This window comes from Frigoribacterium sp. PvP054 (assembly GCF_040547465.1).
Taxonomy (GTDB): domain Bacteria; phylum Actinomycetota; class Actinomycetes; order Actinomycetales; family Microbacteriaceae; genus Frigoribacterium.
On the sequence record NZ_JBEPPU010000002.1, the window covers coordinates 27,011 to 43,215 of the forward strand.

Genomic DNA, 16,205 nt, shown 5'->3' on the forward strand with positions numbered 1-16,205 from the left:
GCGGGGCGGTGGAGCGTTGCGGGGCGGTGGAGCGTTGCGGGGCGGCGGGGTGCAGCCGGGTCAGGCTTCGAGCGCCTCGGTGAGCAGGGCGACCAGGGCCGAGAGCTGCACGTCCACCGAGTCGACGACCTCGGAGTCGTCGCCGTCGAGGGCACGCGCGGCGAGGCCGGCCTTGCTGTCGATCAGCTCGGCGATCTTGGTGTCGATCGTCTGCGCCGCGATGACCCGCCACGCCGTGACCGGTTCGGCTTGGCCGATGCGGTGCACGCGGTCGATGGCCTGCGTCTGTTCGGCGTCGGTCCACGACAGCTCGGCCAACACGACGTTCGAGGCGACCTGCAGGTTGAGGCCGACGCCGGCGGCGGTCAGGGAGCACACGACGACCTCGACCTCGGGGTCGTTCACGAACGCGTCGATCTGACGTTGGCGGACGGCCGGGGTCTGGTCGCCACGGATCGACGAGTACTTGATGCCGCGCTTGGCGAAGGTGGCCTCGGCGACGTCCATGACGTCGATGTGCTTGGCGAAGAACACGACCTTGCCGACGTTGCGGGCGAGCTGCGCCGTGTAGTCGGCGGCGAGTCCGGCCTTGGCCTGACCGATGCGCCGCACCATGCTGAAGACGTTCTCGCCGGTGCTCGACGCGCTGGCGTCCTCGAGCTCCCACTTCGCGACCTGACGGACGAGGTCGTGGTCGATGCCCTCGACGCGGACCCCCGAGGTGCGGGTGGTGAGGGCGGTGCGGTACTTCTGCACCATGCGGCGGGCGAGCTCGCGCTCGGCGTCGCGGATCGACAGCCCCACCTCGTCGTCGAGCTCGACCGGCAGGTCGGCGATGCGTCGGGCGGGGATGTCGGAGGCGACGTCGACCTTCTTCCGGCGGACGATGCCGAGGTCGATGACGATCTCACGCGCCGACGAGAAGAAGCCGGGGTCGGCCGGCGTCAGGCCGACCTCCTCCAGGCGCTCCATCAGCTCGGCGGCCGGCTTCTTGTCACCGATCCAGCCCAGGAACTCCCAGATGGCGCGGAAGTCCTCGATGTCGTTGATCAGCGGCGTGCCGGTGAGCGCCATGAGCAGCGGGTGCGCGGTGCGAGAGCGGATGCGCTGGGCCAGCTGCAGCACGTGGCGCGACCGCTGGCTCTCTTTGTTCTTGATGAAGTGGGCCTCGTCGACGATCATGCCCTTGAAGCCGAGATCGCCGAGCCAGCCGACGTGGCGGTCGAGGACCTCGTAGTTGACGATGACGACGTCGGCGAACGCGTCGAGCTTCTCGCCGTCGCCGTGGATCACGGTCGCCGACCGCGTCGGCGTCCACAGCTGGACCTCGCGGGCCCAGTTCGTCTTGACGACGTTCGGCACGACGACGAGCAGCGGGTACGCGGAGGCTGCCTGCGCGGCCAGCAGCGCCTGGGCGGTCTTGCCGAGGCCGGGCTCGTCGGCGAGCAGGTACGTGCGGTGGCCCTGACGGGCGGACTCGACCAGTTGGGCCTGGTGGTGCATCAGGGTGGCCCCGGCCGGGGCGTCGACCGTGGTCGGCTCGGGCAGCGGCATGCAGGCCGAACCGCCGCCCGCGCCGTACTCGAACGACTTGAAGAGGGGGCCGAAGAGCTCCCAGTTGGCCAGCCGACGCGGGTGCGCCTCGCGGGCGACCTCGGCGAGCGCGAAGTCGGGCGGCAGGAACGGGTTCGCGAGCTGGCGCGAGATGACGGACTGAGGCACGACCTGGCGCTCGGAGACCGGGGCCACGGGGGCGGCCTCGGTGACGATGATCTGCTGCTCGGGCTCGAGCTCGAGGCCGGCGGACATCTGCATGTCGCGCTTGAGCGTCTTCGCGGCCTCGCTGACCGTCGCCGCCTCACCCAGCAGGGTGATGAGCGAGGTGTCGCGGGCCGCCGTCTTGGCGAGGATCTGGGCGACGCCGTCGAGGCGCTTCATCTGCTCGGCGCGCTCGGACTCGCTGATGGCCTTGTCGCCCCGGACCCGGGTGCGCTCCTCGCGCATGAGCAGGGCGATCACCTGGAACTTCGTGCGGCTCGAGGGCTTCACCTGGCCGCGCTGGGCCGCGGCCTCGACCTCGCGCACCGCGCGGGCCAGGACGGGGATGAGCCCGTCGTTGTCGACCTCGCGGCGACGGTTCGGACGCTGGGCGGTGCGGGTGCCACCCGATTGACGCTGGCCTGGTCGAGCCAAGGCTCCTCCTCGTGGTCGACGCGAGGCGTCGACGGTGCTGTGCCGCCGTGTCGGCGGCGGGTGCTGCGCAGGACGCCGAGAGGCTCGGCGACCCGGGACGGACGGCGACCGAGACGGTCGCGCCGGGTGCGTGCGGGGCGGGGTGCCGCGCGGTGTACAGCTGTACCTGCCTCGCGACGGGCGGCCTTCGTGGCGGGCAGTCCGACGACGGCGTGCCCCGAAGCCCCGTCACGCCGAGGTGTCGACTCGCACCGGAGGAGGCGCGGACCGGAGAACACCCGGGCGGTGAAGCTGGGGACAGTTTACGCGTACCTCACGCCGGTACGCCACCAGCGCCTCCCGGTGTTTCGCGGGTCGAGACGTCGGCCACGCCGCGGCGGGTCAGCCGCGGCGGCGCAGACCGTGCTTCGCGGGCCCCTCGAGCACGGTGCCGTCGGCCGCGAAGCGCGAGCCGTGCAGCGGGCAGTCCCACGACCGTTCCGCGTCGTTCCACGTGACGATGCCGACGAGGTGGGGGCAGACGGCCGACACGGTGCAGACCTCGCCGTCGACGGTCGAACGGGCCACGGGGGCGAAACCTCCGGACCGGCCGACCTCGCCCTGCCCCTCGGCGGGCGCCACCGAGACGAGACGGCGCGTCATGGCCCCGGCCCACCCCTTGGCCGCCCACCAGGCGTCGGCCGCGTTGATGCCGATGCCGGACGCGATCGCGATCGGCGTCGTGACGCGCCGGTGCAGCGTGGTCATCCAGGGCTGCGGGTCGCCGAGGACGTCCGACACGAGCGTCATCGCCGCCTGCACGGCGTTGGTCAGGCCCCAGTGCTCGTAGCCGGTCGCCAGGTAGATGCGGCCGCGGCCGCGGGGCAGCCAGCCCACGAACGGCACGTGGTGCGGCGTGCCGTAGTCCTGGCCGCTCCACGAGTGCGTGAGGCGCGCGCCGGGCCAGTGCCGCGTGCTCCAGTCGACGAGGTCGTCGACCAGGGCCGTGGTCGAGGAGGCGCGACCCACCGCGTGCCGGTTGCCCCCGGTCACGAGGCGGTCACCCACCGCCGAGAACGACCGGGCGGGGCCGTCGACGGCCTGGTACATGCCGTCCGGCAGGTCGTCGGCGCCGTCGAAGGCCAGGCCGTACGAGCGTTCACTGCGCAGCTTCGCGAAGTACAGGCCGCGGTCGAGCACCGGGCTGCCGGTCGTGACGTGCACCCGGCGGCCACGGACGTCCGGCCCGTCGCTGTGGGTCACCGTCGGGTCCGACGCGTCCACGCCCGTGACGCGCACGCCCTCGACGACGATGCCGCCGAGCGCGCGGACGTCGGCCACGAGGGCGGCGACGGCCTGCATCGGGTCGAACTGCGCCTGGTCGGGCAGCCGCAGGCCGCCCGTCGTGCCGAACGGCAGGTCGAGCCCGAACTCCTTGACGACGGGCAGGCCGGCCCGGCGGGCCACGAGGTACTCGTCGTCGACCGTGGCGATGCCGCCCCGGGTCGTCGAGTAGCTGAACGCGTCGCGTCGCTCGACCTCGACCCCGGCCTCGTCGAGGTAGTCGACCATCCAGTCGAACCCGGCCCGGTTGCCCGCGACGTAGGCGTCGACGACGGCCTGGTACGTGTTCGTGCGGATGCGTTGGAGCTGCTTGCCCTGCAGCAACGACATCGACGCCGTGCCGCTGCCGCTCGCGACGCTGCCCACCGAGCGCGCCTCCAGGACGGCGACGCGGTGGCCGCGCCGGGCGAAGAGCAGGGCGGTGACCAGGCCGGTCAGGCCGCCCCCGACGATGACGTCGTCGTAGACGGTCTCGGGGTCGACCGTGTCGGTCGTGACGTCGGGCGCGGCGTCGAGCCAGGGTGACGGCATGGGGGCCTCCGGGTGCGCGGGTGGGTGCTGCGCGCCACGGTAGGCCGGTCGGCCGCCGCGCGCCGGGTGAGGGCGCGCCGGGAGAGGGCGCGGGGTGGGGGTCAGGCCGGGCGGGCGAGGGTGCCGGCGGCGGCGCCGATCAGCTGGACGGCCTTGCGGCGGCCCGTGTCCGTGCCGAGCGTGGCCTGACCGCCCGCGTGGGCGAGCAGCTGCGACGCGACGCCGGGCGCGAGGCGGTCGGCCAGGCCGGGCATGCGCTCGACCCAGGTGCGCGTCACGTCGTCGGCGAGGCGTTCGCAGGCCCGGGCTTCGGCCTCGTCGCCGTTGCCCCGGTGCCACTGCCCGGTCACGACCAGGTGCGCGACCAGGGCCGCCGCGTCGCGGGCCGGGTGCCCGAGCCCCGCCGTGTCGACGTCGAGCAGCCCGGTCACGCGCCACGGCTCGGACGGGTGCACGAAGAGCTGCTCGAGGTGCAGGTCGCCGTGGATGACGTTCAGGGCGTCCGAGGCCGAGGAGGCGCGGCGACGGTCGATCTCGTCGTAGAGGCCGTCGATCTCGGGCGCCCGGTCGGGCAGCGCGGCCCGCAGCGTCGCGCGGTGCCAGGCCCCGTGGTCGAGCGCGTCGGACTGGGCCCGCCCGGTCACCTCGACCCGGGCGATGCGCGTGCCGAGGTCGACCATCTGTTCGACGAACCGGGAGTCGTCGGCGAGCTCGACGACGCGCTGACCGGCCGGCACGCCGGGGACGCGCTCGAGCACGAGCAGGCCGTCGGCCCGCGAGGCGAGCACGGCGGGCACCGGCAGCCCCTGGGCCCGGAAGGCCTCGTGGAGGGCGACGATCGGCCCCACGCGGTCGGGCCGGACGACCTTGAGGAACACCGTCGTCTCGGCCGCGTCGAGCCGGATCACCGCGCGCTTGCCGGGCCGGTACGCCGCCACGCTCAGCCGGGGTTCGCCGACGACGACGCCGAGGGCCGCCAGGGAGTCGACCACGCGGTCGGGGTAGGTGGCCCCGGCGAGCGCCGGCAGCATCGGGTCGGCCGGGTACGCCCAGACGGCGAGCGGCTGCCCGGTGCCGGGGTCGCGGGTGAGGACCGACGAGCCGTCGACGGCGCGCGCGTCGGTGTCGATGAAGGTGAGCACGGTCGAGGTCGCACCCGACGGGTCGACCGTGTCGACCTCGTAGCCGTAGAGGAACCCGGCGCCCGAGGGCTCGACCGAGTGGGGTCGGAAGGCGACGACGGTCAGCCCCGTGCCCGCGAACGCGGCGGGGAGCACCTCGGCGGAGTTGGGCCACACGGGGACGCAGTCAACCAGCACCGGACGTGATCGGCGGGGAGGCGCGGGCGGGGTGACCGATTCGTGACCTGGGGCGGGGCGCCCCGCACGCCGCGCCTCCCCGTCTACCCTGGGTGTCGTGAAGATCGTCTCGCGCATCCGGCAGACGAAGCGCACGCCCCTGTTGCAGGTGGTGAAGACCAGCGTCGCCGTCATGGCGGCCTGGTTCGCCTCGGTGGCCCTGCTGCAGCAGCCGTTGCCGATCTTCGCGGCGATCGCCGCGCTTCTGGTGGTGCTGCCGAGCGTCAACCAGTCGTTCGTGCGCGGCCTGGAACGCAGCGTCGGCGTGATCGCCGGAGTCCTCATCGCCTACGCCGCCGGCCAGGTGTTCGGCGACGCGACCTGGATCGTGCTCGCCATCGTCGTGGTGAGCCTGCTCGTGGCGTGGGCGTTCCGGCTGACGCCGAGCTCGGCGAACCAGGTGCCGATCTCGGCCATGCTCGTGCTGGCCATCGGGGCGCAGACCCCCGACTACGCCCTCGACCGGGTGCTCGAGACCGTCATCGGCGCCGCGATCGCCCTCGCGATCAACGCCCTCGTCGTCCCTCCGGTGGCCCTGGCCCCCGCCCACCTCGCGGTGGGGCGCCTCGCCCGCGACATCGCGTCGGTGCTCGACGAGACCGCCGCCGTCCTCGACGAACCGGTCGAGCAGGCACGCCTGGCCACGGGACTGACGAGGGCGCGCGAGCTGCGGGCCGCCCAGGCCCGGGCGGTCGACGCGATCACGGCCGGCGAGGAGAGCCTGCAGCTCAACCCCCGGGCCAGCCGCAACCGCAGCGTGCTCGAGGCCGACGCCGCCCTGCTCGGCCGGCTGACGGTGCTCGTCAACCGCGTGGTCGGCATGGTCCGGTCGGTGCACGACAACTACGACGCCGGGCTGGCCGACGACCCCGTGGTGCAACGCATCGCCGAAGACCTGCGGCGGGCGGCCCACGACGTGCGCCTGCTGGCGCGGACGACCGAGGAGGCGCATCCGGCCGGGCGCGCCTCCTCGGCCACCGACGCCCCCGGTGGGCACGCCGGCGCGGGCGTCGACGACGGTCCGGCCCTGACCTCGCCGGTCAGCGTGCTGCGTCCCGACCCGGACAACTGGGTGCTGGTCGGCTCCCTGCTCGAAGACCTGAGACGCGTGCGCGAAGAGATCATCGGGTAGCATCCGACGATGCGACGGGGCCGGGCGACAGGGGTGGTCGCGCCGACCGTCGACGGCTACGCCCCGTTCGACCTCGTCACCGAACCGGCCCTCCTCGGGCTCGCCCGTGAGACGGTCGAGACCGCCCACGGCCGGACGATCGTGCACCACGCCGCGTCGGCGACCGACCCGTCCGCGCGACGCCGGGCCACCGTGATGCTGCACGGGGCGGCCGGGTCGTGGACCACGTGGACTCCCCTGCTCCAGGCCGCCCGCGAGGTCGACGCCCTGGTCTCGCGGCCCGTGCTGATCGACCTGCCCGGCTGGGGGGACTCACCCGAGCCCGACCCCGGCCTCGACGTCGAGTCCGCCGCCGCCGTCGTGGTCGAGGTCGCCGAGGCGCTCGGGGTCACCGAGTTCGACCTGGTGGGCCACTCGATGGGTGCGTTCATCGCCCTGCACCTCGCCGCGACCCGCCCCGACCTCGTCCTGAGCGTCTCGGTCGTGTCGGCCACCTCGTTCTCGGCGATCGACGCCGTCTCGCACCCGGTGCGCGGTCTCGTCGCGTTGCCGGCCTTCACCCTGCTGCGGGCAGGTTTCGGACTGTTGCCCCGCGCCTCCGTGACGCTGCTGCGCGGGGCCGCCCGCATCGGTCTGCTGCGCGCGCTCTCCGCGCCGGTGTTCCGCCACGTCGAGCGCGTCCCCCGATCGGTGCTCGAGGCGTTCGTCGCCGAGTTGCGACCCCGAGGATTCCTCGCCGCGTCACGCTCGGGACGCGACTACGACGCGACGCGCTGGCGCGGCATCGACTGCGACGTGGCGGCCGTGGGCGGAATCGACGACGTCTTCGCCCGCCCCTCGGACCTCGACCGCCTCTCGACGGTGGTGCGCCACGCCCACACGACGCTGCTCGACGACTGCGGCCACTTCGCCCACGTCGAGCGGCCCCACGAGACCCTGCGGGCGTTGGGCTGGGTCGAGGGCTAGCGGCCGCCGTCGCCACGCGGTCGTGACCCGGCCCCGCTCTCGACCTCGCGGACGATCATCGCGACGCACCGCGGGTGGCCGAGCGGCCGGAAATGCCCGTCGACCGGGAACTCGAGGTTGACCGCCCCGGGCAGCACGCTGCCCTCGGTGACGTGGGCGTCGAAGCGCGACGCCATCGACGTGATCGTGCGGTTCGCGTCGCGCTGCTCGGCGAGCCTGAGCAGGTCGGCGTCGCGCGGCGAGAAGACCCGGAGCGCCTTGTTCGGCAGGACCGTCGACCACCGCGTGCCCGAGAAGGGACTGTTCACGGCGACCATCCGGGCGATGCGGCCCTCGCGGTCGGTCGAGACCATCATCGTCTTGCCGACCAGACCGCCCTTGCTGTGCGCGAGGACGACGACGTCGCGCAGGTCGTGCGCGTCGAGGATGCGCTGGGCGACCTCGGCGGTGGCGGCGATCGGCCGACGGTTGTGGCCCATGCCCGGAACGACGACCACCGGGTGGCCCAGGTCGTTCAGACGGTCGGCCACCGGCCGCAGGAACCGCCAGGTCTCGTAGACGCCCGGCAGCAACAGGACCGGCTCGCGGTCACCGTCGCGGTAGCGCCGCGGGACGACCCGACCGGACCGGGTCACGAGGTGGACCCACCAGACGTAGCGGTAGTCGAACACGAGCGTCCGGACGAACCGCCAGAGACCGACCCGGCGCCTGCCGCGCCCACGCGACGGTGTGGAACCCATCCCGTCAGGCTAGGCGGAACGGGTCGACGGCGTCCGCGACGTCCGCGACGTCAGGCCGCCGTGCCGACGAGGGGCACCTCGCCCCAGGGCTCGCCCTCGGGCCAGGCGATCGACTCGACCGCGGCCCTCGCCATCTCGAGGGTGAGGTCCCACCGGCCGCAGATCGACGCCCACGGCGGCGGGAAGGCCGCGGCGTCGTCGAGCAGCGCCGTGGCCAGGTCGCCGAGGCCCGCTCGAGCCGCCGCGCTGGCCGCGTCGGGCAGGGTGTCGGCGAGACCGTGGACGACGCGGACGCGGTGCGCGAAGTCCATCTGCTCGATGTCGTCGAACGCCCCCCAGGCGCTCTCGATCTCGCGCCGCAGCCGGGTGATCTCGGCCGCGTCGAAACCTCGACGGTCGGCGCGTCCGGGTACCGCTCGTGCCATGTCAGCCCCCCTCAGAGCATGGCCACGGATCGGGTACCCGCGGCCGGGCGTCGGCAGCGATGCCGATGCAGGCGAACATACCATCCGGTACGGTCCGGGCTCCAGGCCCACCGATCACGAGTCGGTCACGGCGGTCGGCGCCCTCACGACGCGTCTCGGGCCCAGCTGTCCCCCGAAGGCTGAGCCGCCGCCCGGGCCCGCGGTCTACCGTCCACGACGCACCCACCGGTGCGACGACTCCGCACGACACCCACGACGAACGGGAGACAACATGTTCCAGGGAACCGACCAACTCCGCGACAACATGCAGAAGGTCCTCGTCGACCTCATCGAACTGCACGTCCAGGGCAAGCAGGCGCACTGGAACCTGCTCGGCTCGAACTTCCGCGACCTGCACCTGCAGCTCGACGAGATCGTCGACGCCGCCCGCGGCTTCTCGGACGAGGTCGCCGAGCGCATGCGCGCGGTCTACCTCGTGCCCGACGGCCGCACCTCGACCGTCACCCGCGAGACCAGCCTGCCCGAGTTCCCCGCGGGCCCGGTCGAGACGACCGCCGTCGTCGACCTCATCGTCGACCGCATGTACGCCGTCACGGGCACGATGCGCACCGTCCACGACGACGTCGACGACGAGGACCCCACGACGGCCGACATCCTGCACAGCATCCTCGAGCGCCTCGAGCAGCTGGCCTGGATGACCGGTGCCGAGAACCGCCACCCCGAGCAGGACGCCCGCCAGGACGCCACGCGTCAGCGTGACGAGGACGCCATGGCCGAGGGCCTCGACCGCGTCGGCGCCGTCGCCAACTGACCCCACCACCTCAGCAGGGCACCGTCCGAGACCGCGCGATCCGCGCCTCCCGGGCGGTGCCCTCTTTCGTCGAAGGGACGACCCCATGACCGAATCGTTCGACCACGTCATCGTGGGCGGCGGCATGACCGCCGACGCCGCCGCGAAGGCGATCCACGAGACCACCCCCGACGCGTCCGTGCTGATCGTCAGTGCCGACGTCGACGCGCCGTACACGCGCCCCGCGCTGTCGAAGAAGCTCTGGACCGACCCCGAGTACACCGAGGCCGACAACGACCTCGGCACGGTGTCCGACTCGGGTGCCGAGCTCCGCCTGCGCACCCTCGTCGAGTCGATCGACCGCGAGGCGCGCACGGTCACCACGAGCGACGGCGACGTCATCGGCTACGGAGCCCTGCTCCTCGCCACCGGCGGCAGCCCCACGGCCCTCGACCTGCCCGACGACGAGCGCGTCGTGTACTTCCGCACGGCCGAGGACTACCGGCGGCTGCGGTCGCTCTCGGGCTCGGGTCGCCACGTCGTCGTCGTGGGCGGCAGCTACATCGGCACCGAGCTCGCCGCGGCGCTCGTGCAGAACGACACCCGTGTCACCCTGGTCTTCCCCGACGACGTGCTCGGCGGATCGGTCTTCCCGCCGTCGATCGCGTCGACGTTCGAGAAGGCCTTCGAGGAGGCGCGGGTCGAGCTGGCCCGCGGACGTCGCGTCGAGGGCGGCACGGCCGACGACGCCGGCGTGCACCTCCGGCTCGACGACGGGTCGACCCTGGACGCCGACGCGGTCGTCGTCGGCCTCGGCATCTCGGTGGACGACCACCTCGCCGCCGACTCGGGCCTGGCGACCGACGACGGCATCGTCGTCGACGAGCACCTGCGGACGAGCGACCCGAACGTGTTCGCCGCCGGCGACGTCGCGTCGTACCCGGACGCGATCCTCGGCCGCCGCCGCGTCGAGCACGTCGACAACGCCAAGTCGCAGGGCCCCGTCGTCGGTCGGAACATGACCGGTGCCGACGAGGTCTACGACCACACGCCGTACTACTACTCGAAGGTGTTCGACATCTCGTACGAGGCCGTCGGCACGCTCGACGCGTCGCTCGAGACGGTCGTCGACGAGAAGGGCGGCGACCGCGCGGTCGCCTACTACCTCGGTGACGGCGGGACGGTCGAGGGCGTGCTGCTCTGGAACGTCGAGGAGGCCCGGGACGCCGCCCGGGAGATCATCGCCGCCGGCGCCGTGCCGCGTGACGAGCTGGCCGGGCGCATCTGAGGCCCTTCCGCCACCGACGCGACGACGCCCGTCCGATCACAAGATCGGGCGGGCGTCGTCCTGTCGACCGTGCGTCGTCGTCGTCCGGGGTGTCGAGGCCCCGCACGACGCCGCGTCAGCCGAAGAGGAACGGCGGGCGGGCGGCCCGGTCGAGCTCGAGGGCGAAGATGCCGCCGCTGAGCGGGAACTCCTCGAGCTGCTCGTCGCTCAGCCCCTCGCGGGCCGACAGGACGAACAGCGTCCGCAGGTCGTCGCCGCCGAACCCGATGCCGGTGAGGTTCGGGACGGGGAAGGCGATCTCGTCGACGAGGCCGCCCTCGGCGTCGAGGTGCACGACCGTCCCCTCACCGTAGATGGCCCCCCAGAACTCGCCGCGCTCGTCGCGGGCCAGGCCGTCGTGGGCGCCCTGCGACGAGAACGGGACGAGCTCGCCCAGGGTCCCCTCGGCGTCCCACGACGCCCGGTAGATCGTGTCGTCACCGGTGTCGGCGAGGTAGATCTCGCTGCCGTCGTCGTTCCACTCGAAGCCGTTCGTCGTCGCGAAGTCGTCACGCAGCTGCGTGAGCGCGCCGTCGGGGGCGACGCGGTAGAGGCCGGCGACGGGGCTGCCCTCGGGGTCGATGGCCCCGACGACGAAGGCACCGAACGGGTCGCACTTGCCCTCGTTCAGCCGCAGCCGGTCGTCGGCGTGGTCGACCGTGGCGATCGTCCGCTGATCGGTGCCGTCGTCGCGCATGACGACGACCGTGTCGTCGAGGGCCGCGATCAGGCCCCCGCCGCGGCGTCGCTGGAAGCTCGGCAGGGGCGGGTCGACGAGGACCGTCGTGTCGCGCGTGCCGTCGGCCGAGGTGCGGTGCAGCAGGCCGTTCGTGATGTCGGTCCAGACGAGTTCGTGGGCGTCGACGTCCCAGACGGGGCTCTCGCCGAGCGTGGCCCGGGCGTCGAGGAAGAGTCGGGGTTCGGACGTGGTTCCGGTCGGTAGGGACATCGCACCGGTCTACGCGCTCGGCATGTCCGGCGGCTCCACGCCTCGCCCCCAGGGGTACGGTGGCTGCCCCTGGCACACAGAACACTGCGAGGGGCGGACACCGGGAGGCGCGACGGGCCACCGTAGGACGGGTGACGGACACCCTCGAGACCACCGACGACACCCAGGCCGACCACCACGGCGCGACGACCGGCGCCGCCGGTGAGTGGCACCGACCCGACCCGCGGGACGACGGCTACGTGCCGCTGCGGTCGTACGGCGCCATCGGCGACGGCCGCACCGTCGCCCTCATCGCCCGCGACGGCCAGATCGACTGGCTGCCCATGCCCGACATGGACAGCGACCCCGTCTTCTCGGGCATCGTCGACTCGGGCAAGGGCGGCCGCATCGAACTGCGCCCCGTCGACGACGACTTCGAGGTGCAGCGCGAGTACGTCGTGAACACCAACGTCCTCGTCACGCGGTTCCGCACCTCCTCGGGCGTGGTGCAGATCACGGACGCCCTGGTCACGGGCATCGCCGGGCGCCTCCCCTGGGCCGAGCTCGCCCGACGCGTCGAGGGCGTCTCGGGCTCGGTCGACATGCGGTGGGCCGTGATCCCGGGCAACACGTTCGGCACGCACCCCATCCGTCGGGTCGAGACCTTGCACGGCCCCGTGCTGCGCGCCGCCGACATCAACCTCGCGCTCGTCGGCTTCGAGCACGGCCGCCTCGACTCGATCGAGCCGGGCGACGGCGAGTCCCACGGCGGGCCGCACCGCTTCTGGGGCGAGTTCACCACGCACGAGGGCTCGCGCTCGCTGATCTGCCTGTGCGGCGTCGAGGACGAACCGCTGCACCTGCCCGACCCGCACGTGGTCGACCAGGGCATCGACCGCACGGTGCGCAACTGGCAGACCTGGTCGGACGAGTTCAACTGGGACGGCCCGTGGTCCGACGCCGTGCAGCGCAGCGCGCTGGCCCTCAAGCTGCTGATCTTCAGCCCCACGGGGGCGATCGCGGCGGCGGCGACCGCCGCCCTGCCCGAGAACTTCACGGGCGACAAGAACTGGGACTACCGCTTCGCGTGGGTGCGCGACCTGGCCTACACGGTCAACGCGCTGGTCCGCTTCGGCCTGCGCGAAGAGACGCAGGCGGCCGTGTCGTGGCTGCTGTCGGCACTGAAGGCCAACGGCCGCACGATGCACATCTTCTTGAACCTCGACGGCACGGTGCCCGACGGCACGCACGAGACCGGCTCCGAGGGTTGGCGGGGCATCGGCCCGGTCTACAAGGGCAACCCGGCGGGCGAGCAGCTGCAGCTCGGCACCTACGCCGACATCCTGGCGATCATGAGCCAGTACGCCGCCGACGGCAACATCCTCGACGAGTCGACCGGCGACCTGCTGGCCGGCTTCGCCGACGACGCCTGCCGTCGCTGGCAGGAGAAGGACTCGGGCATGTGGGAGCTCGGCGACGAGCAGCACTACGTCAGCAGCAAGATGGGCTGCTGGCAGGCCATCGACGCCGCCCTGCACCTCACCGAGGTCGGCCAGATGCACCCCGACCCCGACGACGTCGTGTTCTGGAAGAAGAACCGCGACCTGATCGTCGACTGGGTCGCCGAGCACGGCTGGAACGACGAGGTGGGCTCGTACGTCATGTACCCGGGCAGCGAGAAGCTCGACGCCTCGGTGCTGTTGCACGCTCCGAGCGGCTTCGACCGCGGCGAGCGCATGTCGAGCACCATCGACGCCATCCGGCGCGAGCTCAGCGCCGGCCCCCTCGTGTTCCGGTACAGCGAGGTCCACGAAGAAGAGGGCACGTTCGTGGCCTGTGCGTTCTGGCTCGCCAGCGCCCTGGCCTGCGTGGGCCGGCAGGACGAAGCCGTCGAGCTCATGGACGAGCTCGTCCGGCAGCCGAACGACGTCGGCCTGCTGACCGAGATGATCAGCGCCGACGACGGGCAGTTCCTCGGCAACCTGCCCCAGGGCCTCAGCCACCTCGCGCTCGTCAACGCGGCGATCACCATCGACGAGATGGGCCGCGAGGGCACGACCGACGACCTGGAGGGTCAGTGATGCACCGTGACGCGACGCCGCCCACGCCAGCGACGACCGACGACCTCTCCCTCGTCGACGCCTGGTGGCGGGCCGCGAACTACCTGACCGTCGGGCAGATCTACCTGATGGACAACGCCCTGCTCTCGCGACCGGTGGCACGTGACGACGTCAAGCCGCGCCTCCTCGGCCACTGGGGCACGTCGCCCGCGTTGAGCTTCGTCTACGCCCACCTGAACCGGGTGATCCGGCGCGACGACCGCGACCTGCTGTACGTCTGCGGCCCGGGGCACGGGGGTCCGGCCATGGTCGCCAACACCTACCTCGAGGGCACCTACAGCGAACTCTTCCCCGAGGTGTCGCAGGACGCCGGCGGCATGCAGAAGCTGTTCAAGCAGTTCTCGTTCCCCGGGGGCATCCCGTCGCACGCCGCCCCCGAGACCCCGGGATCGATCAACGAGGGCGGAGAACTCGGCTACTCGCTGAGCCACGCCTACGGCGCCGTGCTCGACGACCCCGACCTGGTGGCCGTCTGCGTCATCGGCGACGGTGAGGCCGAGACCGGTCCGCTGGCGACGAGCTGGCACGCGAACAAGCTGCTCGACGCCCGGCACGACGGGGCCGTCCTGCCGATCCTGAACCTCAACGGGTACAAGATCGCCAACCCGACGGTGCTCTCGCGCATCCCTGAGTCCGAGCTGCTCGACCTCATGCGGGGCTACGGCTACGACCCGCTGGTGGTGGCGGGAGGCTTCGACGGCGAAGACCCGATGCGCGTGCACGAGCGCATGGCGACGACCCTCGACCACGCGTTCGCGCGCATCGACGAGCTGCAGCGAGCGGCCCGGACCGGCGACGACACCGAGCGGCCACGCTGGCCGATGATCGTGCTCCGCACCCCGAAGGGCTGGACCGGCCCGAAGGTCGTCAACGGCGAGCGCATCGAGGGCACCTGGCGGGCCCACCAGGTGCCGCTCAGCGGCGTCCGCGACGACGACGCCCACCGCACGCAGCTCGACGACTGGATGCGCTCCTACCGGGCCGACGAACTCTTCGACGAGACGGGCCGACCCGTGGCGTGGCTCGACGGACTGCGGCCACGGGGCGCGAAGCGGATGAGCGCGATCCCGGCGTCGAACGGCGGCCTGGTCCGACGCGACCTGTCCCTGAGCGACTACCGGGCGCACGCGGTCGAGACGTCGGACGACCGGCGCACGCAGGCCGAGGCCACCCGCGTGCTCGGCCGGTGGCTCGCCGAGATCGTGCGCGACAACCCGTCGACCTTCCGGCTCTTCGGGCCGGACGAGACGGTGTCGAACCGGCTCGACGGCGTGTTCGACGTGAGCGAACGGGTCTGGTCGGCCGACATCTGGCCCGAGGACGAACACGTCGCCCGCAGCGGTCGCGTCATGGAGGTCCTCAGCGAACACCTCCTGCAGGGCCTGATGGAGGGGTACCTGCTGACCGGGCGCCACGGCCTGCTCAACACCTACGAGGCGTTCGTGCACATCGTCGACTCGATGTTCAACCAGCACGCCAAGTGGCTCGAGAGCGCCGACGAGATCGAGTGGCGCGCGCCCATCTCGTCGTTCACCTATCTGCTCTCGTCGCACGTCTGGCGACAGGACCACAACGGGTTCTCCCATCAAGACCCCGGGTTCCTCGACGTCGTCGTCAACAAGCAGGCGCACCTCGTGCGCATCTACCTCGCGCCCGACGCCAACACGCTGCTCGCGGTGGCGGACCACGCCTTCCGCACGACCGACACCGTCAACGTCATCGTCGCCGGCAAACAGGAGTCACCGGCCTGGCTGTCCCTGGCCGAAGCCGAGGAGCACGTCCGGCGCGGCGCCGGCATCTGGGAGTGGGCCGGCACCGAGGGCACGCCCGTCGACGGCGTCGACCCCGACGTCGTGCTGGCCTGCGCCGGCGACGTGCCGACCCTCGAGACGGTCGCGGCGGCCGACCTGTTGCGCCAGATGCTGCCGTCGCTGACCACCCGGGTGGTCAACGTCGTCGACCTGATGCGCCTGCAGGACGTCACCGAGCACTCGCACGGCCTCACGAGCGACGACTTCGACGCGCTCTTCACCACCTCGAAGCCGGTCGTCTTCGACTTCCACGGCTACCCGTCGCTCGTGCACCAACTGACCTACCGGCGCACGAACCACGACAACCTGCACGTGCGAGGGTTCCAGGAGAAGGGCACGACCACGACGCCCTTCGACATGGCCATGCTCAACGACATCGACCGGTACCGCCTCGTGCTGGACGTGCTGCACCGGGTGCCCGGGCTGGCCGACGAGCACCCTGAGTTGGTCGCCGACGTCGAGTCACGACGCGAGGCCGCCCGGGCGTACGCCTACGAGCACGGCGAGGACCACCCGGACGTCACCGGCTGGCAGTTCGGGGCCTGACGGATGCGACAGGCC

The 16,205-nt window shown here is 72.5% G+C and carries 12 protein-coding genes; 6 read left to right on the top strand and 6 right to left on the bottom strand.

What is annotated here, in order from left to right; translation table 11 throughout:
• Nucleotides 1-60: 60 nt before the first annotated feature.
• From ABID81_RS02945 to ABID81_RS02955, 3 genes are all read right to left on the bottom strand, one after another.
• Nucleotides 61-2,193 (bottom strand): DEAD/DEAH box helicase, encoded by a 2,133-nt coding sequence (locus tag ABID81_RS02945; protein ID WP_354593344.1) that lies wholly within the window; start codon nt 2,191-2,193, stop codon nt 61-63.
• A 381-nt stretch (nt 2,194-2,574) separates the two neighbouring features.
• Nucleotides 2,575-4,047 carry an FAD-dependent oxidoreductase gene (locus ABID81_RS02950; RefSeq protein ID WP_354593345.1) on the bottom strand — a complete coding sequence of 491 codons (1,473 nt, stop codon included), beginning with the start codon at nt 4,045-4,047 and terminating at the stop codon, nt 2,575-2,577.
• Nucleotides 4,048-4,148: 101 nt separating this feature from the next.
• Nucleotides 4,149-5,345 (bottom strand): phosphotransferase family protein, encoded by a 1,197-nt coding sequence (locus ABID81_RS02955; protein ID WP_354593346.1) that lies wholly within the window; start codon nt 5,343-5,345, stop codon nt 4,149-4,151.
• Between the two features lie 118 nt (nt 5,346-5,463).
• On the opposite strand from ABID81_RS02955, the gene ABID81_RS02960 reads away from it, so the two are divergent.
• On the top strand, nt 5,464-6,537 hold the full coding sequence (locus ABID81_RS02960) for an FUSC family protein (RefSeq protein ID WP_354593347.1): 1,074 nt from the start codon (nt 5,464-5,466) through the stop codon (nt 6,535-6,537).
• Between the two features lie 9 nt (nt 6,538-6,546).
• Nucleotides 6,547-7,503, top strand: a complete 957-nt coding sequence (locus tag ABID81_RS02965; RefSeq protein ID WP_354593348.1) for an alpha/beta fold hydrolase — start codon at nt 6,547-6,549, stop codon at nt 7,501-7,503.
• Here ABID81_RS02965 and ABID81_RS02970 read toward each other — a convergent pair.
• Together ABID81_RS02970 and ABID81_RS02975 are read right to left on the bottom strand one after the other, a co-directional pair.
• Nucleotides 7,500-8,243: an esterase/lipase family protein gene (locus tag ABID81_RS02970; RefSeq protein ID WP_354593349.1), complete on the bottom strand. Its 744-nt coding sequence runs from the start codon at nt 8,241-8,243 to the stop codon at nt 7,500-7,502. The two genes, ABID81_RS02965 and ABID81_RS02970, sit on opposite strands and share 4 nt — an antisense overlap.
• Nucleotides 8,244-8,293: 50 nt before the next feature.
• Entirely contained in the window at nt 8,294-8,668 is a 375-nt protein-coding gene (locus ABID81_RS02975; protein WP_354593350.1) for a hypothetical protein, read from the bottom strand.
• A 271-nt stretch (nt 8,669-8,939) separates the two neighbouring features.
• On the opposite strand from ABID81_RS02975, the gene ABID81_RS02980 reads away from it, so the two are divergent.
• Nucleotides 8,940-9,479 carry a Dps family protein gene (locus ABID81_RS02980; RefSeq protein ID WP_354593351.1) on the top strand — a complete coding sequence of 180 codons (540 nt, stop codon included), beginning with the start codon at nt 8,940-8,942 and terminating at the stop codon, nt 9,477-9,479.
• An 85-nt stretch (nt 9,480-9,564) separates the two neighbouring features.
• Complete coding sequence (locus ABID81_RS02985; protein ID WP_354593352.1) at nt 9,565-10,746, top strand: NAD(P)/FAD-dependent oxidoreductase; 1,182 nt, start codon at nt 9,565-9,567, stop codon at nt 10,744-10,746.
• A 115-nt stretch (nt 10,747-10,861) separates the two neighbouring features.
• On the opposite strand, the gene ABID81_RS02990 is transcribed toward ABID81_RS02985, so the two are convergent.
• On the bottom strand, nt 10,862-11,734 hold the full coding sequence (locus tag ABID81_RS02990) for an SMP-30/gluconolactonase/LRE family protein (protein ID WP_354593353.1): 873 nt from the start codon (nt 11,732-11,734) through the stop codon (nt 10,862-10,864).
• A 239-nt stretch (nt 11,735-11,973) separates the two neighbouring features.
• Between ABID81_RS02990 and ABID81_RS02995 the strand changes: the two genes are divergently transcribed.
• Nucleotides 11,974-13,794, top strand: coding sequence for a glycoside hydrolase family 15 protein (locus ABID81_RS02995; RefSeq protein WP_354593806.1), 1,821 nt, complete (start codon nt 11,974-11,976; stop codon nt 13,792-13,794).
• Complete coding sequence (locus ABID81_RS03000) at nt 13,794-16,190, top strand: phosphoketolase family protein (protein WP_354593354.1); 2,397 nt, start codon at nt 13,794-13,796, stop codon at nt 16,188-16,190. The genes ABID81_RS02995 and ABID81_RS03000 overlap by 1 nt, the downstream gene beginning before the upstream one ends.
• Nucleotides 16,191-16,205 lie beyond the last annotated feature (15 nt).

Coding starts and splice junctions, on each gene's coding strand:
- ABID81_RS02985 (WP_354593352.1), top strand. CDS start 9,565: ATGACCGAATCGTTCGACCACGTCATCGTGGGCGGCGGCATGACCGCC.
- ABID81_RS02990 (WP_354593353.1), bottom strand. CDS start 11,734: ATGTCCCTACCGACCGGAACCACGTCCGAACCCCGACTCTTCCTCGAC.
- ABID81_RS02950 (WP_354593345.1), bottom strand. CDS start 4,047: ATGCCGTCACCCTGGCTCGACGCCGCGCCCGACGTCACGACCGACACG.
- ABID81_RS02980 (WP_354593351.1), top strand. CDS start 8,940: ATGTTCCAGGGAACCGACCAACTCCGCGACAACATGCAGAAGGTCCTC.
- ABID81_RS02965 (WP_354593348.1), top strand. CDS start 6,547: ATGCGACGGGGCCGGGCGACAGGGGTGGTCGCGCCGACCGTCGACGGC.
- ABID81_RS03000 (WP_354593354.1), top strand. CDS start 13,794: ATGCACCGTGACGCGACGCCGCCCACGCCAGCGACGACCGACGACCTC.
- ABID81_RS02975 (WP_354593350.1), bottom strand. CDS start 8,668: ATGGCACGAGCGGTACCCGGACGCGCCGACCGTCGAGGTTTCGACGCG.
- ABID81_RS02970 (WP_354593349.1), bottom strand. CDS start 8,243: ATGGGTTCCACACCGTCGCGTGGGCGCGGCAGGCGCCGGGTCGGTCTC.